Source organism: Stenotrophomonas sp. a6 (assembly GCF_030913325.1).
Lineage (GTDB): Bacteria > Pseudomonadota > Gammaproteobacteria > Xanthomonadales > Xanthomonadaceae > Stenotrophomonas > Stenotrophomonas maltophilia.
The window spans coordinates 1,342,130-1,361,296 of record NZ_CP133161.1; the positions used below are offsets into that span (position 1 = coordinate 1,342,130).

Below are 19,167 nucleotides of genomic sequence, written 5' to 3' on the forward strand. Positions count from 1 at the left end.
ACCGCAGTACCCGAACGCCGGCCCCACGCCGGCGTTCTTCGTTGCAGGAAAAAGGGGACGGAGGGAATTAAGTCGCAATCCCCCAAACCGGCCGTTTACGACTTAATCCCCTCCGTCCCCTTTTTTGCAAGGAGGCGCCAGGTGGCGAGGCTGCCGTAGAGCAGCAGCAGGACGGTGAGGGTGATCAGTTCGTGGCTGACGTCGGCCAGGCTGGCGTCCATCTGGTTCAGCCGCACCATCAGGTTGATGCCGGAGGTGGTAGGCAGCAGCTGCGCCAGCCAGACCAGCGGTTGCGGCGTCATCACTGCCGGCCACGACAGGTTGGCCAGGAAGAACAGCGGGATCGAGGTGGCGATGATGTACTGGAAGGCGCGTTCGCGGGTGCGGAAGAAGCTGCCGACGAACAGGCCGAAAACCACTGTAGCGGCGATGAACAGGGTGCCGCCCAGCAGCTGGCCCAGTGGGTTCCCGCCGCGCGGATAGTCCTGCACCCAGGCGGTGAACCCGGCGTACCAGAACAGGCCGAACAGGCCGATCAGGCCGAAGCCCATCGCCATGCCGGCCAGGGTCGGCAGGTCGAAGCGCAGGCGCCGGCCGAGTGCCAGACGACGACCACCGAGCAGCACGCCGATGCCCATCAGCAGGGTCTGGTGCACGATCAGCTCGGCCACGCCGGGCACGATGGCGCTGCCATAGCCTTCCTGGGTGTTGTACAGCGGGCGCTGCACCAGGGTGACCGGCGGCGCCTGTGGCGCGCCCATGAAGGCGGCCTGGCCGACCACGGCGTCACGCCCGAACGCGCCCAGTGCGTCGGCCACGCTGCCCAGCACCCAGCTGGCACGGCCCAGGTAGGCGCCGTTGCCGAGCAGCACCAGCTTGGCCGGGTGGCCGCGCAGGATGTCGCGCTCCAGGTTGGCCGGGATCAGCACGATGCCTTCGGCGTGGCCGGCTTCCAGTTGCTGGCGCGCACTGTCGATGTCCGCCGGTTGCCCGACCACGCGTGCAACGCGGAGTGCATCGAGCTTGCGCAGCAGCTCGCGGCTGGTCGCGCTGTGGTCCTGGTCCACTACCAGCACCGGCAGGTTGCCGGCCACCTGGTGACGGTACGCGGCCGGGTAGAAGAAGGAATACAGGATCACCGCGCCGACCATCACCACGATCGCGTAGCGGTCGCAGAGCACCGCCATCAGGGTCTGCCGCAGGCTGCGCCAGAGTGCGCTCATGCGTCGGCTCCCGCAGGCTGCGCGGCTTCCGGCCTGCGCGCGAAGGCGATCAGGCGCAGGCCGCCAATGCCTCCTGCCACCACCGCCATCAGCAGCAATGTGGCCAACGGCCACACCGAAACCTGCAGCGGCGAACCGATGATCTGCTGCTGGGTCTGCAGCTTGATGTAGGCGCTGAGTGGCAGCAGCTGATGCCAGATGCGGGTGAACAGGGGGCCATCCAGGACCGGGAAGGTAGCGCTGGAGAACGCCAGTGCGGTGCCGATGCTGAGGCCGACCGCGGACAGCGCGGTACCCATGTCGCGGGTGACGCCGACGAAGAACAACGCGTAGGCGGCCGTGGCCAGGTAGAACAGTGGCTGTGCGAGCAGCAGCAGGAGCACGCTGCCGGCCACACCATCGCCGCGCAGCCAGGCCAGGTGACCGATGCCGAGCGCGCCATACAGCGAAAACAGCAGGATGTACGGCGCGACCTTGCCGGCAATCGCCGACCACGGCGTTCGACCCAGCCAAGCGGGCAGGGTGCCGTCGCGGATCTCGCGGCCGAGGCTGCCGGCGACCGCAAGTGCCAGTACCAGCGACAGCACGGCAGGGAAGATCAGCGGCAGCAGGAACAACTCGTAGCTGCGCGCAGGGTTGTACAGGATGTCCGACTGCACCGCGATCGGTGCCGCACGCAGCTTGCCGGGGCCGACCTGCAGGCCGATGCGTTCGCGCAGCAGGCGTGCGTTCCAGGCCGAGACTGCGTCGCCGATATCGCGCGACGCAGATTGGCCGGTGGTCATGTAGGTGGCGTTGTAATAGGCGAACACCGTGCCCTGGCGTCCACGCAGCGCCTGCCGGGTGACATCGCGCGGCACCAGTACGATGGCAAACACGTCCAGCCTGCGCAGCTGCGAACGCGCGTCCTCCAGGTCCGCCGGCTGGCTGGCGATGCGTACGCCGGGGCTGGCATCGAGCATGCGCAGCAGCAGGCGGCTGTCACTGCTGTGGTCGAGGTCGACCACGGCAATGGGGATGTCGCGCATCACCGACGGCGAGAACATCCACGCCATCACCGCCAGCATCAGCAGGGGCAGCACGGTGACCAGCAGCAGGTCGGCACGGTTGCCGCGCAGCGACTGCAGCTCGCGCCGCCAGGAAGCAGCGAAGCCGTTGCGGTCCGGGCTCAGTGCTGGGGCCATGCGAACAGCACGCTCATGCCGGGGCGGAAGCCCTCGATGCGGCGTACCGGGCGCACCCGCACCTCGAAACTGCGGACGTCGTAGCCGGACGACTGGCGGGTGGTACGCCAGGTCGCATAGTCGCCGGCAGGGTTGATGAAGTAGACCTCGAACTCGCCGTCCAGGCCGAGTGCCGGCACGTTGCCCTGCAGCTTGCTGCCGACCTTCAGGCCCTGCATCTGTGATTCGCGCAGGTTCATCGCCACCCACATGCGATCAATGTCGACCAGGGTGAATACCGGGTAGCCGGCCGGCACCAGCTCGCCCGGGTCGGCCATGCGCTTGTTGATCTCGCCCGCCACCGGCGCGCGTCCTTCGACTTCGGCACGGGCGGCGTTGACTTCGGCCACCGCGCCCTGCGCCTGCTGCACCTGGCCCTGCGCGGCACGCTTGTCCTGCTCGCGTGCGCCGGCCAACGCCATGTCGTACTGCGCGCGCGCGGCACGGGCCAGTTCGCGCGAACTGGTGGCCTGGGCATGCGCTTCATCGCGCTTCTGCCGGGTCATCACCCCTTCGTTGAACAGGTTCTGCACGCGCTGGTACGTGGCTTCGGCCAGCGTCGCACCGGCTTCGGCGCGCTTCCAGTTCGCTTCGGCGGCGCGGATGTCTTCGCTGCGCGCGCCTTCGTCGGCCTTGTCGGCCACCGCCTGTGCGGCGGCCAATGCGCCGTGCGCCTGCTGTTCCTTGGCGGCCACTTCGGGGCTGTCGAGCAGGAACAGCACCTGCCCGGGCTGCACGCGGTCGCCCTCGCGCACCTTCAACTCCGCCACGCGCGCGGTGATCTTGGCGGCCACGTTGATGGTGTCCGCGTCGGCCATGCCCTGGATCTGGTCGGCCGGGCTGCGCCAGGCCAGCCACAGGCCGAGCACCACCGCGACCAGCAGCACCACTACCAGGATCGGGCCCAGGCGGCGCTTGGCCGGGGGTGTTGTCGCATCGTCGTGCAGCACATCACTCATGGTCGATCACCTCGTCCGCACGGCGCCGGAATTCTTCAAAACGGTCCATCTGTCCACTGACCTCCAGCAACTGTGCCAGCGCAATATCGTATTGGTAGGCGGCCTGTGCGCGCTCTACACGGGCACCGCCCAGGCCGAGCCGCGCGTCGATCACATCCAGCGAGGTGGCCTGGCCCTCGCGGAACGCCAGCTCCTGCAGGCGCAGGTTTTCCTGTGCCTGGGCAATGCTGCTGTCGAGCAGCACGTACTGCTGGCGCGCGGTTTCCAGTTCGTTCCAGGCCTTGCGCACGCCCAGCGCGACCTGGTTCTCGGCCTCGCGCAGGCCCGCTTCGGCCTGGTCCTGCTGCGCGCGCGCGGCGCTGATCTGCGCCGGCCGCGAGTTCGGCGACAGGAAGGTGTACTTCAGGCCGATGCCAAACGCCCAGTCCGGATCGGTCAGCATTTCGTCGCGGCGGCGGAAGTCGTACTGGCCGAAGGCAAAGATCTGCGGTTTCAGCTTGGCCTGCTGCACGCGCACGCCCTGTTCGGCCTGCGCCACCATGGCCCGCAGGCGTGCGATCTGCGGCTGGCGCGCCTGCGCAGTACGCTCGAAGCTGGCCACCGGTTCCAGCGGCACGCGCTGCACGAACAGCGGCGAAACCGGCTGCACCTCGCCACCACTGCGCAGCAGCGTGGCCAGTGCGGCCTTCAGCGTGGCCAGGTCGTTCACTGTCTTCTGGTATTCGCGCTCGGCCTTGTCGCGGGCCACGGTGGCCTGCAGGCGCTGGGCGCGGGTGGCGAAACCCTCGCGTTCCAGCTTCTCTGCATCGGACAGGTGGCGGTTGAGGCCATCGCGCACGTCACGGCGCACGTCCACCGCCTGCTCGGCCAGGCGCTGCCCGAAGTAGGCCTGGGCCAGCTGCACGGTCAGCGATTGACGTTGTGCTTCGCGCTCGGCGCTGGCCTGTTCGTGGGCGGCACTGGCCGCACGCTGCGCGGCCGGAATCACGCCGCCGGTGTACAGCGGCAGCACCGCAGTGACCACTGGACGGGTGCGCCAGTCGCGCTCGGTGAACGACAGCGGCGAATCGATGCCGAAGGCTTCAGCCACCGGCGCCAGTGAGCCCAGCGGCAGAGTGAGCGTCTTCTGGAACTGCAGGCGGCGCACTTCGCCGGTGATCTCCGGCAGGCGCAGCAGCCGGGTGGCGTCCTGCAGGTCCTGCTTGTTGCGAACGGCTGCATCGGCAGCGGCCAGCGCATCGGAGACCTGCTCCAGGCGTTGCCGCGCCTGTTCCCAGTCCAGTGCGGGTGCATCGGCACTGCTCTGCGCTGCCGCCGCAAGCGGCAGGCAGGCTGCCAGGGTCAACGCGACTTTCGCGCGGTGCATCCTTGTACGTCGGCCGATCACGCCCATGCCGTCCCAGTGGTAAAGAAGTGCGCAAACGGTAGTGCGCATGGTGTGAAGCCCGGGTCTGCGGTCATCGGTCTTTCCTCAACGAAGGGTGCCGCTGGCCGCAGTACGCAGCGCCTGGGTGATGTGCTGCAGCGTGCTTGAGCGCACGGCGGCATGCTGCCAGTACAACGGCACATCGAGCCAGCGGCGGGGTTCCAGTACCACCACGCGGCCGGCGCGCACAGCGGGCGCGGCCAGGGTTTCCGGGGCCAGGCCCCAGCCGAGTCCGCACGCGGCGGCTTCGACGAAACCGGTGGAGGAGGGCAGGTAGTGTAGCGGCGGCTGCAGCCGCGCGCGGGTCAGACGACGCACGAAGCGCCACTGCAGTTCATCTTTGCGGTTGAACACCAGCATCGGCGCGCGTGCCAGTGCTGTGGCGTCCATGCCATCGCTGAAGTACTGGCGGGCGAAGCCGGGCGAAGCAATCGCTTGGTAGCGCATGGCGCCGAGCGGGTGCACGTTGCAGCCCTTCACCGGCTGGCTTTCGGCGGTGACCGCACCCAGCACGCTGCCGTCGCGCAGCAACCGCAGGGTGTGGTCCTGGTCGTCCATGCGCAGGTCGAACAGGTAGCCATGGCGCTGGTGCAGGTCGGCGATGGCCGGCACGAACCACGTATCGAGCGAATCATCATTGACCGCCAGCGGGATCGGGGTGCGCGCAGCGTCGCTGCTGCCACGCTCGGGTAGCAGCTCGGCCAATGCCTCGGCCTCCAGCGCCTGCATCGGTCGCACCCGGCGCAGCAGCGCCTCACCGGCGGCGGTGGGGCGGCACGGCGCCTGGCGCACCACCAGCACCTGCCCGAGCCGGTCTTCCAGAGCCTTGATCCGCTGCGACAGTGCTGATGGGCTGATCGACAGGCGGCGTGCCGCAGCCTCGAAGCTGCCTTCCTCCAGCACCGCGGCAAACGCGGCCAGTTGCGGGTGTACCAGGTCCATGCCGGTGCCTCTTCAGTTTTCCTGCGCAGGATAAAGAAAAATCAGTTTGTCTAAACAAGGCTGTTGGCCGCACCCTGCGCGTCCCCTCGCTGCCTGGCCTGTCCCGATGTGGATTGCCGCTACCGTCGCCGGCCTCTTCGCGGGCGCCGGCCTGATCATCGCCATCGGCGCACAGAATGCCTTCGTGCTGCGCCAGGGCCTGCAACAACGTCATGTGGGCAGGGTGGTGCTGGCCTGCGCCGGCGCGGATATCGCGTTGATCCTGGCCGGCGTGGGCGGCATGGGCGCGCTGGTGCTGCAGTGGCCGTTGCTGCTGCAGGTGCTGCGCTTCGGTGGTGCGGCCTTCCTGCTCTGGTATGGCCTGCAGGCGGGCCTGCGCGCGTGGCGAGGTGGCAGCGCGCTGGCCGCCGCCGAGGCGCAGGGCGGCAGTGGGCGCCAGGTACTGCTGACCTGCCTGGCCTTCACCTTGCTCAACCCGCATGTCTACCTGGACACGGTGGTGTTGCTCGGCAGCCTGTCGACGCGCTATCCGGGCGATCTGCGCTGGGCCTTTGCCGCCGGTGCGTGCGTGGCCAGTGTGGCCTGGTTCTGTGCACTGGGCTATGGCGCGCGGCTGCTGCAGCCGGTGTTCCGCAGGCCGTCTGCGTGGCGGGTGCTGGATGCAGGCGTGGCGATGTTCATGCTCTGCCTTGCCATGCTGTTGCTGTTGCGCCCGCTCTAGGCGGCATCCACCGCGCACAACGGTGTTTCGCCCGGGCGCAGGGTCAGCACGCGCACGCCGCTGCCGGTGACCGCGACGGTATGCTCGAACTGCGCCGACAGCTTGCCGTCGCGGGTGTAGACCGGCCATTCGTCCGGCTGCTGGCGGATGGCCGGCTTGCCCTGGTTGAGCATCGGCTCGATGGTGAACACCATCCCTTCTTCCAGCACCACGCCGGTGTTGGGATGCCCGTAGTGCAGGATCTGCGGTTCCTCATGCATCTCCTGGCCGATGCCGTGGCCGCAGTACTCCTTCACCACGCTGTAGCCGTGGCTGCGTGCGTGGCGGGCGATGGCGTGGCCGATATCGCCCAGGCGTGCGCCGGGGCGCACCGCGGCGATGCCTTTCCACATCGCCTGGTAGGCGGTCTGCACCAGCCGGCGCGCGGCGTAGTCGACCTCACCGACCAGGTAGGTGGTGCTGGAGTCGGCGATGTAGCCGTTCTTTTCCAGGGTGATGTCGAGGTTGACGATCTGGCCGTTGCGCAGCACGTCGGTGGTGCTGGGCACGCCGTGGCAGATGACGTTGTCGATCGAGGTATTGAGCACGTACGGGAAACCGTACTGGCCCTTGCTGGCCGGCCGCGCCTGCAGCTCATCGACGATCATGCGCTCGACGAATTCGTTGATCTCCATCGTGCTGCGGCCCTGCAGCGGCAGCTGGTCGAGTGCGGCGAACACCTGCGCCAGCAGGCGACCCGATTCGGCCATCAGCGCGATCTCGTCGGGGCGCTTGATGATGCCCATCGGCTCAGACCTGGCCCGGAGGCAACAACGGCGGCTGCACGCCGGCCGCGCGCAGCTCGCTGGCGACGATGTCCTGGAAACTCAGCGTCGGGTTCATCTCGCACAGCATGCCGACCCGGATCCAGAAGTTGGCCTGGGCGTTGATCGAACGGCTGGAGACGGTGCAGGCACGGCGCAGCTGGTCGTGCAGGGTGTCATCGATGTTGACGATGCCCATGGGTGGCCCTCGAGTATGAATATACGAATCGTATATGTTCCGTATATCCATCTCAAGCCGACGTCATTCAGTCCGTGTGGGTGGCGAAGCGCAGCCGGTTGCCATCCGGGTCGCGCAGCAGCATTTCGCGGCTGCCCCATTCGGTGTCATGCGGGGGCTGCTCGATTGGGACGTTGGCGGCACCGAAGGCGCGGTGCAGGCTGTCGACGTCGTCAACGATGAAGTACACCGCGCCGCCGACCTCGCAGTCGCCGCTGTGTTCGGTAAGGAAGATCGTCTGGCCGTCGCGGGTGAGCTGGGCAAACAGTGGGAAGCCGGGTTCGAAGCGATGTTCCCAGTCGACCACGAAGCCCAGCCCCTGCACGTAGAACGGCAGGGTGGTGTCGGCGTGGCGCATGCGCAGTTGCGGGATGACGGTCTGGGGCATGGCGAGGGCTCCTGGGGTAGGCGCCCAGTGTAGTGCCGGCCGCTGGCCGGCATTGGTCTGGTAGATGCCAACCTTGGTTGGCATTGCCGGCCAGCGGCCGGCACTACCGAAGCCATGCCGGCCAGCGGCCGGCACTACCGAAGCCACGCTGGCCCGCGGCCGGCATTACCGGCGCGGTCAGCAGGCCGTCGGTACGGCGGCGATTGCCGCCAGCAGTTCGCGGTTCACCTGCTGGTGACGCGCCTGCCAGGCGGGAAGATCATCGGCGCTGATGTCCGGCTGGCCATCCAGCGACGACAGCCAGCGCTTGAAGCGGCTCTGGTAGGTGGCCAGCGACACCTCGCCGGTGATGTCACTGCCGACCAGGCCGCCGGCACGCAGCGCTTCGATCACCACCAGCGCGTCTTCCAGCTGGAATCGGCCCTGGTCCCAGTTGCTGCGCGCGACGTCCTCGGCGAACACGTCCTTGTCGATCGACAGGTAGGCCGGCTGCGGCGACTTGGCCTGTTCGGCAGCGAACGCGGCCACCAGCGCTTCGGGGTGCTCGAAGCGGCGGAACGCGTGGCCCATGCCGAGGCGATGGCCCCAGCTGACATCCACGTCCATGCACCAGTACGTCAAGCGACCGCCCAGCAGCGGGCGCCAGTGGTTCTCCCAGGCATGGCCGAGGCCGATGTCGCTGGAGGTAATGCCGAGCACATGGATGTGCGAGATCTGCGGCAGCTTGCTGGCGGCATTCACCCATGAGCCACAATGCATGCCGAACGGAAAACGCATGTTGTCCGGATGGTTGTCCAGCACTACCAACTGAAACGGCGCCTGTGTGCGCATGCGGCGCAACAGCGGCAGGCTGAGGTGGTGGAAGTCGCCACTGCCGAGCATGACCGTGCCGAGCTGCGCGGGCAGCGGCGCCAGCACTTCAGTGGCGAAACGGTCCAGGGTGGCATTGCTGCAGGCAAAGCGCAGTGGATCGTGCCACTGCGGCAGGGCCAGGGTCTGCGCCTGGGGCAGCGGCAGCACGCCACCGTCCAGGTCCAGGATCAACGGAGAACGCAACGTCATCGTTCAACCGCCTCCATCAGCTTCGCCCTGCAGGTACGGGGCCAGCCGGCGCAGGGCGGCGCGCAGCAGCGGGGAACGGGCGTGGATCGCGTGCCGGGTGGAGGTGAAGCGGGCGCCCAGTTCGGCCTTGATCCGCGAGTCGGTCCAGCCGGCCACGTAGTGGCTCAGGCCGTGCTGCAGGGCATACTCGAGGTTGTGCATCCAGCTGACCGCGTACAGGTTGTGCTCGCGTGACTGCGGGTAGGCCAGACCGATGTACTTGTCCACCAGCTTTCCGGCGTGGATGTAGCACAGGTTCCAGCCGATCAGCTGCCCTTGGTGGCGGTACAGGAACATCCGTCCCTGGCCCTGGCTGTCGGCCAGCAGGTACTGGAAATAGGTCAGGTCGAGCTGGTCGAAATGCACCGCGCTCTGCGCATACACGCCCAGGTACAGCGCATACAACTCGGCCTGCAGCCGTGGGTCGGCCAAGGCGGGATCACCGGTGGCGATGCAGTCGACCTGCAGGTCATCACGCGAACGGAGCTTGCGCCGGATGTTCTTGCGGCGCGAGGACGACAGGCGGCCGAGGTAGCCATCGAGCGAATCGAAATCGATCGCCACCCAGGCAAGCGGCATGCCTTCCAGTTCAACGAAGCCGCGCGTCAGCAAGGCCTGCAGGAACGCCGCGCTGTGCGCATTGGCCGCGTCGTCCAGCAGCGGTGAATCGATGGCCAGGTCCTTGACCACCAGCAGCCGGGTATCGCCGATCGCGTGACGCGTCACGTCCTCGGCCAGCGCCTCCGGCGCCACGTGCGCCGGCAGTGGGGTGTACTCGGTGCTGGTGGCACCGACGAAGCGGGTCTTCCAGGTGATCCAAGGCCGCCACAGGCGCGACAGCGGCAGGCCGAGCAGCTTGCTGCGCAGCGCGTCGTCCATCGTGGTGGTCAGGTCCAGCGGCGCACGGAAAGTCGGCAGGCCGCTGGGAAGGCGGCCTGCCTCGAATCCGAGCGGCGGATGGGCCAGGAAGCCCTCCAGCAGCGCGGCCGGTTCCAGCGCGGTGCTGGATGCGCGTGACGTCATCTCCATCGGCACGGGAACCGGCAGCCCATCCAGCCTCAGCCCTTGGCCTTGGTCAGCGCCTGGTCGAGCAGGGTGATCGCCAGGTCGATCTCTTCGTAGCTGATGTCCAGCGACGGCGCGAAGGTGATCACGTTCTTGTACCAGCCACCTACGTCGAGCACGAGGCCCATGCGCTTGCCGTCGTGCAGGAGGTCACCGGCCAGGCCGATGTCGACCATGCGGTCCAGCAGTTCCTTGTTCGGGGTGTAGCCGTCGGCCTGGCAGATTTCGGCGCGCAGGGCCAGGCCCAGGCCGTCGACGTCGCCGATTTCCGGGTGGCGCTTCTGCAGGCCACGCAGGCCGTCGAGGAAGTACGCGCCCTTTTCCGGCACGGTGCGCTCGTAGTCCATTTCCTTTCCCAGCTTCAACACTTCCAGGCCCAGGCGGGTGCCCAGCGGGTTGGAGTTGAAGGTGGAGTGGGTGGAACCCGGCGGGAACACGGTCGGGTTGATCAGCTCTTCGCGTGCCCACAGGCCGGACAGCGGGTTCAGGCCGTTGGTCAGCGCCTTGCCGAACACCAGCACGTCCGGGGTCACGCCGAAGTGCTCGATCGACCACAGCTTGCCGGTACGCCAGAAGCCCATCTGGATCTCATCGACCACCATCAGGATGCCGTACTTGTCCAGCACGCGCTTGAGGCCGGTGAAGAAGTTGCGCGGCGGAATGACGTAGCCGCCGGTGCCCTGGATCGGCTCGACGTAGAACGCGGCGTACTCGGCCTGGCCGACCTTGGGGTCCCACACGCCGTTGTACTCGCTTTCGAACAGGCGCTCGAACTGCCACACGCAGTGGTCGGAATACTCGTCCGGGGTCATGCCCTTCGGGCGACGGAAGGGGTACGGGAACGGGATGAACATCGCGCGCTCGCCGAAGTGGCCGTAGCGGCGGCGGTAGCGGTAGCTGGAGGTGATCGACGAGGCACCCAGGGTGCGGCCGTGGTAGCCGCCTTCGAAGGCGAACATCAGGCTCTTGCCGCCGCGCGCGTTGCGCACGATCTTCAGCGAGTCTTCAATGGCCTGCGCGCCGCCGACATTGAAATGCACGCGACCGTCGAGGCCGAATTTCTCGTGCATGTCCACGGCAATGGTCTTGGCCAGCTGCACGCGGGTCGGATGCAGGTACTGGCTGGCGACCTGCGGCAGGGTGTCGATCTGGTCCTTCAGCGCGTCATTCAGGCGCTTGTTGCTGTAGCCGAAGTTGCAGGCCGAGTACCACATCTGCAGATCGAGGTAGGGCACGCCCGCACCGTCGAACATGTAGCTGCCTTCGCCGCGCTGGAAGATCTTCGGCGGGTCGACGTAGTGGACGGTATCGCCGAAGGAGCTGTAGCGGGCTTCGTCGGCCAGCAGCTGCGCGTCGGAGGCAGCGGCGTCGGCGTTCTTGTCAAAAATGTTCATGCAGTTCGGTTCCGTGAAGGACGTTCGAAAGGGGCGACGGGGGAGCGTGCTTGGAGGGAGTGCTCAGGCGGTGGCCAGCAGCGGGGGCAGTGCGGCGGGCTGCGGGCGGGCGTCGATGCGACGTGGCTGCAGCAGGCTGCCATCGAGCAGGCGCGGCAACAGTGCGACTGCATCGTGGAAGGTGTCGATGGCGGCATGCTCGATGCCGGCATTCGTGCAATGGGTAATCAGGCGGCGCTTGGCGAACACGAAGTCGGCGTCTTCGGACACACAGAAATCCGAGCTGCCGTCACCGATCATCAGCACGCGCGGTGCTTCGTTGGCGCGCGCCTGCGCGGCGCAGGTGCACTTGCAGGTGCCACTGCGGCAGCCTTCGGCCTGGTAGGGCGACTCCAGTTCCCAATGGTCTTCGCACCAGCGCAGGTGGTTGGCCACCACCGGCAGCTGCGACAGGCCGTGGTTGGCCAGGATGCGGTGGATCGCATAGTCCAGGCCGTCACTGACGATGCGCAGCGGCAGGCCCAGCTGTTCGGCACGGCTGACAAAGGCGGCGAAGCCCGGATCGATCTGTACCTGGTCCAGATGGGCGTCGAGCGTGGCCGGGTCCAGTTTCAGCAGCCGCACCTGGCCCTGCATGCATTCACGCGAGCCGATCTTTCCCGCTTTCCACTGGTCTTCCAGTTCCTGCCAGCCCGGCTGGCCGTACTTTTCCAGCAGCGAGTCGATGACATCTTCGAGGCTGATGGTGCCGTCGAAGTCACACAGGATGCTCCAGTGCATGGGCAGGTCCGTCGATGAAAGAAACGCCCGGCCCGATGCCGGGGCAGGCTCAATGTAGGCAGGCCGCCTTTCTCGTTCCTTTCCTGTTGAAAGGCTCTTCTGACAGGCTGGGAAAACGTTCAGGAAGGTGCACGGATGAATGCGCGGAGGGCAGGCCACGCGTGCACGTTCGGGTCAGGCGCGGGCCAGGACCTGCAGTATTTCGGCAGTCTCTTCGCGGGTCTGCCAGGCGCTGTTGCCAAGGGTCAGCATGCGTGCGGCGAAGTCGCGTGCATTGGGCATGTCGTCCTGCGGCACGATGCCGCGCAGGTACGCGTAGCCGGGCAGGGCATGGATGAACATGCGGCTGGCGCCGAGACCACGTGGCCACAGGTCCTTCAGTACGGCATCGCGGGCGCGCTGGCTGGGCAGCAGCAGCATCAGCAGTGGCCAGGTGCCACCGCTGCCGGCGAGGCCGTCGACCACCTCAACGGCTGGCAGCTGTGCCAGCTGCACGCGCAGCTGCAACGCACGCAGGCGACCGGCCTGCAGGAACGCCGGCAAGCGCCGCGCGGCATGCGCGCCGATGTTCTGCCGCCAGTGGCTGACCCGGTGCTGCGGTATATCAAGCGGGAAAATGTCACCGACCGCTTCTTCCAGATCGTCGCGTTGAAGCGCACTGCGCAATGGATTGCCATACACCAGCGACAGCAGCGAAGGGCGATAGCAGGCAGCAAGGCCGATCAACTGCACGCTGCGCAGCAGCTCCCAGCGCAGGCTGGAGCGAACGTGCTGGACGGCATGTTCGGCCAGCGCGGCACGCAGTTCGTCATCGCGGCTGACCAGCAGGCCGCCTTCGTGCAGGCTCAGGCCCTTGCCGGCGGCCAGGCTGAAGAATCCGATATCGCCGCGCAGGCCGACACTGGTGTTGCCAACGCGTGCGCCGAGCGCCTGCGCGGCATCCTCGATCACCCAGGCGCCGGCGCCGCGCGCAACCTCGCAGGCCAGCTCGACATCGGCGATGCGCCCGCCCAGGTGGGTCGGCAGGATCGCCAGCGTGCGCGCATCGGCCAGACGCCTGAGCTGGCCGGGATCAAAGTCGAAGTGGCCACGACGGGTATCGCACAGTTGCACGCGCAGGCCCAGGCTGTGCACCGCGATCGGCACCAGCGGGCAGGTATAGGCCGGCATGATCACGGTGTCGCGCCTTGGCGCGCGCTTGCGCAGCGTACGCAGCGCGATCAGCAGTGCGTGCGTGCCGGAACAGGTCAGCTGCAGTGGCGGTGTGCCGAGCTGGCTGGCCAGGACTTCGCGCAGGTCGCCGCCACCGGGCAGGAAATCGCTGGCCTGAATCGGCAGGCCAGCGGTAGGTGGCAGTTCGCGCGCGAACAGGCTCATCGCAGCCCGCTCACGACGCGCTTTCGGCGGGACTGTGCGGGTCGTCCGCTTCAGCGCGGCCGAGGCAGACGATGCCGGCCACGATCAGTACCGCACCTAACAGATGGTGCAGGGTCAGCGGCTCGTTCAACAGCCACGCCGACAGCAGCAGAACGCTGATCACTTCCAGGTGCGATGCGGCAAATGCAGGGCCGATTGGCGCATGGCGCAGCAGGCTCATCCAGGTGAAGAACGCACCCACGTAGCCGAGGATGGCGCCATACACCCACGGCTGCGACAGCACGCGCAGCAGCCAGGCGGTGTTGGCCTCGACCGGCAGCGCGGCGTCACCGGCGTACTTGAAGCACAGCTGGGCCAGCGTGTCGAAGGCCATCAGCAGCGGGAAACCGATCACATACAGGCGCCTCATGAGCCGGCCCCCACCACCGCCACGCCCGCGGTGACCAGCAGCATGCCGGCCACCCGCAGCGGCGTGAGCTTCTCGCGGAACAGGAAACGACCGGCGATCATCAACGCAACGATGTTGATCGAGCCCAGCAGCACGCCCTTGGACAGCGGCACCAGCGACAGGAACGCAATCCAGGCCACGAACTCGAGCACGTAGCAGGCGATGCCGATCCACAGCCAGGGGCGGCTGAGCATGTGTTTCCAGCGTTGCAGTCCTTCGCCTTCCTGCGGATCGCTGGCGGCGGCCTTGAAGGCGAGCTGGCCACCGGTATCGAGTACCACATTGGCCAGCCACAGCAGGGTGGCGAGTGCCCCCATCTCAGGCCACCGCCTTGAGCACGCCCGTGCGTTCACCGATCTCGGTGAAAAAGCGCGCGCTGCGACGGATCACATCGCGGCGTTCGCGATCGATGGTGATCATGTGGTAGCTGTCTTCCAGCACCACCAGTTCCTTCGGGCCGCTGACCCGCGACATCACCAGCTCAGCGTTGCCCATGCTGGCCACATCGTCTTCGCGGGCGTGCATCACCAGGCACGGTGCGGTGACCTGGTGCAGGTGGCGGCGGGTCCAGTTGCTCAGCGCACGCATCTCGGCCAGCGCATGCCAGGGATTGCCCGGCAGGCCGGCGGCGGCGCTGTCGCCGGACAGCATGGCGGCGCTGACCTGCGCGCGCAGGCGCTCGTCGCGCAGGCCGTACGGCGGTTCTTCCATGAACATGCGGTCGCGGCCGATGTTGAAGCGCTTGAACCACGGCAGGAGGAACGAGAAGCGGGCCACGGCGGGAATGTTCCAGCCGTCGTAACGGAAAGTGGCGCCGTACACGCCCACGCCGGACACCCACTCCGGGCGACGTGCCGCCAACGCCAGCGAAAGTACCGCGCCCATCGACAGTCCACCCACGAACAGCTGGTCGACCTTGCCGCGCAGGGCGGCCGCCGCATCTTCCACGCCCTGGTACCACTGTTCCCAGGTGGTCGCCAGCAGGTCATCCACGGTGCCGCAATGGCCGGGCAGCTGCACGCCGTGGACGGTGAAGCCGGCATTGTTCAGCCCCTTGCCCAGCATGCGCATTTCCGCCGGGGTGCCGGTCAGGCCATGGACCAGCAGCACGCCCTGGGGGCCACCGGGGAGGAAGAAGTCGTGCGATTCGGTCACCTGGCGGCTCCGGGACGGCAGTGGGGATGGCAGGATCGCAAGCGCGATTTTCACCAGCCTTTCAGCGCGCCGGGCCGGGTCAGGGGGCCTTCAGCAGCGGCAGCATGATGGCGACCTTGAGGCCCCCGCCCGGGCGGTTCAGAAAGCTCAGGCGGCCGCCGAAGTGCTCTACCGCCTCGTGCGCGATGGCCAGGCCGAGGCCGGTGCCGCTGGCAGCAGTGCCCGGCGCCCGGAAGAAGCGCTCGCCCAGCCGTGGCATCACGTCGTCGGGCACGCCGGGGCCGTTGTCTTCCACATAGAGTTCGACATCATTGTCGTCCAGCGCGTGCATGCCCACCGTGACGGTGGCATTGCGGCCGGCATAACGCAGGGCGTTGTCGATCAGGTTGTCCAGCGCCTCCTGCAGCATGGCGCCGTTGCCGAGCACACGCAGCGGATGGGGGCTGCCGCGGTAGCCGAGGTCGATGCCATCGCGGATCGCCTCCGGCACGCGCATGCCAACCCACTGCGGCACCAGCTCGCACAGGTCCAGTGCTTCCACGGTATCGGGCACGGTCTGCGCCCGGCTCAGCGCCAGCAGCTGGGTGCTGACCCGGGCAGTGCGCTGATTGAGCCGGCGGATGTGCTGCAGCGCCTCGCGCACCGTATCGGGGTCACCGTGTGCCAGCGCCTGGTCCACGTGCAGGGCCATGCCCGCCAGCGGCGAACGCAGCTGGTGCGCGGCATCGGCGATGAAGCGGTTCTGCAGGGTGATCATTTCCGCCTGGCGGGCAAACAGATCGTCGATGGTGCTGATCAGTGGCTGGATCTCCTCCGGTACGTCGGCGTCGGAGATCGGTGCCAGTTCGCCACGGCGCTGCGCCAGGCGGGTCCTCAGCGGCGTGAGGATGCGCAGGCCGTAGGTCACGCCGAACCAGACCAGTGCAGCGGTGCCCAGCGCCAGCATGGTCATCAGCGGGATGATGATCATCAGGATCTCGCGCGCCCGCTGTCGGCGGTCGGCCATGCTCTCGGCCACGGTCACCGCCAGCTGGTCCTGCGGATCGTTCATCGCCTGCGTGCAGACCGTGGCCATGCGCACCTGCTGGCCATTGAGGTTGCCGTCGTACAGCGCCGGATGCACGCCGGTGCAGTCCTGCGAAGGGGCATACGGGCTGAAGTCGGCATTGCCGCTGAGCGTACCCATGCGGCTGCTGTCGACGTTGAAGTAGCGATGGCCGTCGGGGTCGTACTCGATCAGGAAGCGCGCCTGCGGCGACAGGTCGCTGGTCACCGGCATGGTGCTCAGCATCTGCGCGAACGAATGCGTGTCGTCGATCAGGTTGCGGTCGTGGATGCGGTTGGAATAGTCCAGCGCAACGTAGTAGGCTAGGATCGTGTTGAAGGTGAGCAGGCCCAGCATCGGCAGCGCCAGGAAGGCGAGCAGGCGCCGGCGCAGGCTGGGCGGTCCACTGATCACGGGGTGCTGTCGTCCTGCGCGTCTTCCAGCATGTAGCCCAGCCCGCGCACGGTGCGGATGCCCATGCCGCCGGGCTGCAGCTTGCGGCGCAGGCGGTGCAGGGCGATGTCCAGGCCGTTGTCGGTCAGGTCCTGGCCCCAGTCGCACAGCGCTTCCACCAACTGCGCGCGTGACACGATGCGCTCGGCGCGCACTGCCAGTGCCGACAGCAGGCCGAACTCGCGTGCGGTCAGTTCCAGCGACTGGTCGTCGATCCACACCCGATGCCCGGCCAGGTCGATGCGAAGGCGGCCGATGCGCAGGTCCGGGTTGCCATTGCTGGTGACCCGGCGCAGCTGGGCGCGCACGCGCGCTTCGAACTCGTCCAGCGCGAACGGCTTGACCAGGTAGTCATCGGCACCCAGGTCGAGCACACGCACGCGCTCGGCCAGGCCGTCACGGGCGGTCACCACCAGCACTGCGAGGCCATCACCGCGCTGGCGCAGGCGCTGCAGCACGTCGCGGCCATCCAGCTGCGGCAGCCCCAGGTCCAGTACCAGCAGCGCGTACTGCGTCGAGCCCAGTGCAGCATCGGCGTGCGCACCGTTGTCGACGTGGTCGACCACGTGCCCCTGCCGGCGCAGCGAGGCGCACAGGCCGGAGGCGATATCCGGGTCGTCTTCAGCAATCAGAACGCGCATGCGCGGGGCTCCTGTAACGGTCAGGCCCACCGGATGGACGGGGTGGGCCTCTCGGCTGCCGAGGGTAGCCGCAAACCGGCTGCAGGTGGAGCGCGCCGGCACCTCCCGGCACCGTCGCGCTGTCCCTCCATTCAGTCCTGCAGGCCCGGCTCACCGAGCGCCAGCGGCACCCGCGAACCATCCAGCAGGCCACGGCTGAGCTTGCCACCCTCGATGAACAGCAGTTCGCCGTTCTCGCCGTTCTTGATGCTGCTGTCGATGGCGATCACGCGGTCGCCGTGGAAGCTGCTGACGTGCGGCATCGAGGTATGGCCAACCACGATGCGCTTGAGCTGCAGGCGGTCGAGCACAGCCTGCACACCCGCGGTGTCGAGGCGGCCATCGAAATAGCCGCGGTACCAGATCGGGCTGGTCTTGCCGTCATACAGCGGTGCGGTGGCCGGGTCGGCCTTCACTTCGGCCTTGGGCAGGCCCAGCGAGGCCTGGTAGGCCGCGTTGGTGCGTGCCGGGTCCAGCGCCAGCTGCACTGCCTCGGGCGAAATGCCGCCGTGCAGGAACAGGGTGTCGCCGATCTTCAGCAGCACCGGGCGGGTGCGCAGCCACTGCCCAATCACCGAATCGGCACCGTACAGCTGCGGGTAGCTGCGGCCGAGCAGCTGGGCGCTGCGCAGGTACTTCGGGTTGACGTAGCGCAGGTCGTCGTACAGCACCATGGTTTCGTGGTTGCCGAGCACGAAGTGCACTGCGCCACCGGCGGCGGCCGCCTGCTGCTGCAGGCCGTACAGCAGCCAGAAGGCTTCGGTCACCTGCGGGCCGCGGTCGAATACATCGCCGGCGATGACCAGGGTGTCCTTGCCCAGCGCCCAGCGGTCCTGTGCGTCGATGACCTGGTGGGCGCGCAGCAGGCGCACCAGCAGCCCGTACTGGCCGTGGATGTCGGACAGCGCCACGATGCGCGGCACGGCCGGCAGCACGGAGACCGACGGAGCATTCGGGGCGGCCACGTGCACGCTGTGTTCGTAGCCGCAACGCGGGGGGATGTCGGTGCCTGCGGCCTGCGTGGCAAGTGTGTGCGACTCGACCTTGTCGTCGCAGATCCATCTGGCCTGCAGCTGGTTGCCCTGGCGGAACACATAGGGTCCATCGGCCTGTACGTGGTCGGCGGGAGCGGCAACCTCGCGGGCCTGCGTGGTTGCTGTGGCGCAGGCCAGCAGCGGCAACAGCAGGGCGGTCAGCAGGGAAGGGCGACAGCGCGACATCGGCGGCATCCAGCGGCGGAAAGATCCGATGCTAACCGGCGCGGGCGTCCGTCGGTGTGCGCGAATGGGCGGATCAGGTGTCGCGCCCGTCGTCCTTGAGCTTGCGCACGCGGGTGGCAGTGGGCTGAAGCGGCTGGCCATCGCGCCCGCGCGGCTGCATGTAGGGCAGCGGCCGCCGCGTCGCCAATTCGATCAGCTGCGAATGGGCTTCGCCTGCACCGAAGCGATGGCGCTCCCCCCACTGGCGCAGTGCGACCAGCAGCGGGAACAGTTCCAGGCCTGCGGCGGTGAGCACGTACTCCTGGTAGGCCGATCCATCGGAGGCTGGCTGCAGCTGCAGGATGCCGGCCTCGACCAGCCGGCGCAGGCGGTCGCTGAGGATGTTGCGCGCCGCGCCGAGGCTGCGCTGGAAATCACCGAAGCGGGTGATGCCGTCGAACGCGTCGCGGATCACCAGCAATGCCCAGCGGTCACCGAGCAGGTCGGCACTGCGGGCTACAGGGCAGGGGCTGTCAGCGTGCATGCT

General features: G+C 67.8%; 21 protein-coding genes. 1 reads left to right on the forward strand and 20 read right to left on the reverse strand.

The window, feature by feature from the left end:
* Positions 1 to 95: 95 nt before the first annotated feature.
* The 5 genes from Q9Q79_RS06205 to Q9Q79_RS06225 all read right to left on the reverse strand — a co-directional run bounded on the left by Q9Q79_RS06205 (position 96) and on the right by Q9Q79_RS06225 (position 5,773).
* The gene (locus Q9Q79_RS06205) at positions 96 to 1,223 is read right to left on the reverse strand and encodes an ABC transporter permease (protein WP_005412689.1); all 1,128 of its coding nucleotides are present in this window, start codon (positions 1,221 to 1,223) and stop codon (positions 96 to 98) included.
* Positions 1,220 to 2,407 carry an ABC transporter permease gene (locus Q9Q79_RS06210; protein WP_201864051.1) on the reverse strand — a complete coding sequence of 396 codons (1,188 nt, stop codon included), beginning with the start codon at positions 2,405 to 2,407 and terminating at the stop codon, positions 1,220 to 1,222. Before Q9Q79_RS06210 ends, Q9Q79_RS06205 begins: the two co-directional genes overlap by 4 nt.
* Positions 2,392 to 3,405 carry an efflux RND transporter periplasmic adaptor subunit gene (locus Q9Q79_RS06215; RefSeq protein WP_043035549.1) on the reverse strand — a complete coding sequence of 338 codons (1,014 nt, stop codon included), beginning with the start codon at positions 3,403 to 3,405 and terminating at the stop codon, positions 2,392 to 2,394. The genes Q9Q79_RS06210 and Q9Q79_RS06215 overlap by 16 nt, the downstream gene beginning before the upstream one ends.
* The gene (locus Q9Q79_RS06220) at positions 3,398 to 4,798 is read right to left on the reverse strand and encodes a TolC family protein (protein WP_043035548.1); all 1,401 of its coding nucleotides are present in this window, start codon (positions 4,796 to 4,798) and stop codon (positions 3,398 to 3,400) included. Before Q9Q79_RS06220 ends, Q9Q79_RS06215 begins: the two co-directional genes overlap by 8 nt.
* Before the next feature lie 78 nt (positions 4,799 to 4,876).
* On the reverse strand, positions 4,877 to 5,773 hold the full coding sequence (locus Q9Q79_RS06225) for a LysR family transcriptional regulator ArgP (protein WP_012479551.1): 897 nt from the start codon (positions 5,771 to 5,773) through the stop codon (positions 4,877 to 4,879).
* Between the two features lie 106 nt (positions 5,774 to 5,879).
* On the opposite strand from Q9Q79_RS06225, the gene Q9Q79_RS06230 reads away from it, so the two are divergent.
* Positions 5,880 to 6,494, forward strand: coding sequence for a LysE/ArgO family amino acid transporter (locus Q9Q79_RS06230; protein ID WP_012479552.1), 615 nt, complete (start codon positions 5,880 to 5,882; stop codon positions 6,492 to 6,494).
* Here the strand turns inward: Q9Q79_RS06230 and map are convergent.
* From map to Q9Q79_RS06305, 15 genes are all read right to left on the reverse strand, one after another.
* Positions 6,491 to 7,273 (reverse strand): type I methionyl aminopeptidase, encoded by a 783-nt coding sequence (gene map / locus Q9Q79_RS06235; RefSeq protein ID WP_171956620.1) that lies wholly within the window; start codon positions 7,271 to 7,273, stop codon positions 6,491 to 6,493. The two genes, Q9Q79_RS06230 and map, sit on opposite strands and share 4 nt — an antisense overlap.
* A 10-nt stretch (positions 7,274 to 7,283) precedes the next feature.
* Positions 7,284 to 7,496: a ParD-like family protein gene (locus tag Q9Q79_RS06240; protein ID WP_005408659.1), complete on the reverse strand. Its 213-nt coding sequence runs from the start codon at positions 7,494 to 7,496 to the stop codon at positions 7,284 to 7,286.
* A 67-nt stretch (positions 7,497 to 7,563) separates the two neighbouring features.
* On the reverse strand, positions 7,564 to 7,923 hold the full coding sequence (locus Q9Q79_RS06245) for a VOC family protein (RefSeq protein ID WP_024958234.1): 360 nt from the start codon (positions 7,921 to 7,923) through the stop codon (positions 7,564 to 7,566).
* A 177-nt stretch (positions 7,924 to 8,100) separates the two neighbouring features.
* Entirely contained in the window at positions 8,101 to 8,985 is an 885-nt protein-coding gene (locus Q9Q79_RS06250; RefSeq protein WP_201864053.1) for an arginase family protein, read from the reverse strand.
* A 3-nt stretch (positions 8,986 to 8,988) separates the two neighbouring features.
* A complete protein-coding gene (locus tag Q9Q79_RS06255) occupies positions 8,989 to 10,053 on the reverse strand; it encodes a GNAT family N-acetyltransferase (protein ID WP_201864054.1) in 1,065 nt (354 codons plus the stop codon).
* Between the two features lie 29 nt (positions 10,054 to 10,082).
* Positions 10,083 to 11,483, reverse strand: a complete 1,401-nt coding sequence (locus Q9Q79_RS06260; protein WP_005408663.1) for an aminotransferase class III-fold pyridoxal phosphate-dependent enzyme — start codon at positions 11,481 to 11,483, stop codon at positions 10,083 to 10,085.
* A gap of 63 nt (positions 11,484 to 11,546) precedes the next feature.
* Entirely contained in the window at positions 11,547 to 12,263 is a 717-nt protein-coding gene (locus tag Q9Q79_RS06265) for an MtnX-like HAD-IB family phosphatase (protein WP_005408664.1), read from the reverse strand.
* A 174-nt stretch (positions 12,264 to 12,437) separates the two neighbouring features.
* Positions 12,438 to 13,640, reverse strand: coding sequence for a DegT/DnrJ/EryC1/StrS family aminotransferase (locus Q9Q79_RS06270; RefSeq protein ID WP_201864055.1), 1,203 nt, complete (start codon positions 13,638 to 13,640; stop codon positions 12,438 to 12,440).
* Between the two features lie 10 nt (positions 13,641 to 13,650).
* Positions 13,651 to 14,049, reverse strand: a complete 399-nt coding sequence (locus tag Q9Q79_RS06275) for a DMT family transporter (RefSeq protein ID WP_005408666.1) — start codon at positions 14,047 to 14,049, stop codon at positions 13,651 to 13,653.
* A complete protein-coding gene (locus Q9Q79_RS06280) occupies positions 14,046 to 14,405 on the reverse strand; it encodes an EamA family transporter (protein WP_111151368.1) in 360 nt (119 codons plus the stop codon). Before Q9Q79_RS06280 ends, Q9Q79_RS06275 begins: the two co-directional genes overlap by 4 nt.
* Position 14,406: 1 nt before the next feature.
* The gene (locus Q9Q79_RS06285; RefSeq protein WP_005412675.1) at positions 14,407 to 15,243 is read right to left on the reverse strand and encodes an alpha/beta fold hydrolase; all 837 of its coding nucleotides are present in this window, start codon (positions 15,241 to 15,243) and stop codon (positions 14,407 to 14,409) included.
* A gap of 79 nt (positions 15,244 to 15,322) precedes the next feature.
* Positions 15,323 to 16,702: a sensor histidine kinase gene (locus Q9Q79_RS06290; RefSeq protein WP_099527827.1), complete on the reverse strand. Its 1,380-nt coding sequence runs from the start codon at positions 16,700 to 16,702 to the stop codon at positions 15,323 to 15,325.
* Complete coding sequence (locus Q9Q79_RS06295) at positions 16,699 to 17,382, reverse strand: response regulator (RefSeq protein ID WP_005408670.1); 684 nt, start codon at positions 17,380 to 17,382, stop codon at positions 16,699 to 16,701. The genes Q9Q79_RS06290 and Q9Q79_RS06295 overlap by 4 nt, the downstream gene beginning before the upstream one ends.
* Positions 17,383 to 17,513: 131 nt before the next feature.
* Positions 17,514 to 18,641, reverse strand: a complete 1,128-nt coding sequence (locus Q9Q79_RS06300) for a metallophosphoesterase (RefSeq protein WP_043035538.1) — start codon at positions 18,639 to 18,641, stop codon at positions 17,514 to 17,516.
* 73 nt (positions 18,642 to 18,714) lie between these two features.
* The gene (locus tag Q9Q79_RS06305; RefSeq protein ID WP_005408672.1) at positions 18,715 to 19,164 is read right to left on the reverse strand and encodes a helix-turn-helix domain-containing protein; all 450 of its coding nucleotides are present in this window, start codon (positions 19,162 to 19,164) and stop codon (positions 18,715 to 18,717) included.
* Positions 19,165 to 19,167 lie beyond the last annotated feature (3 nt).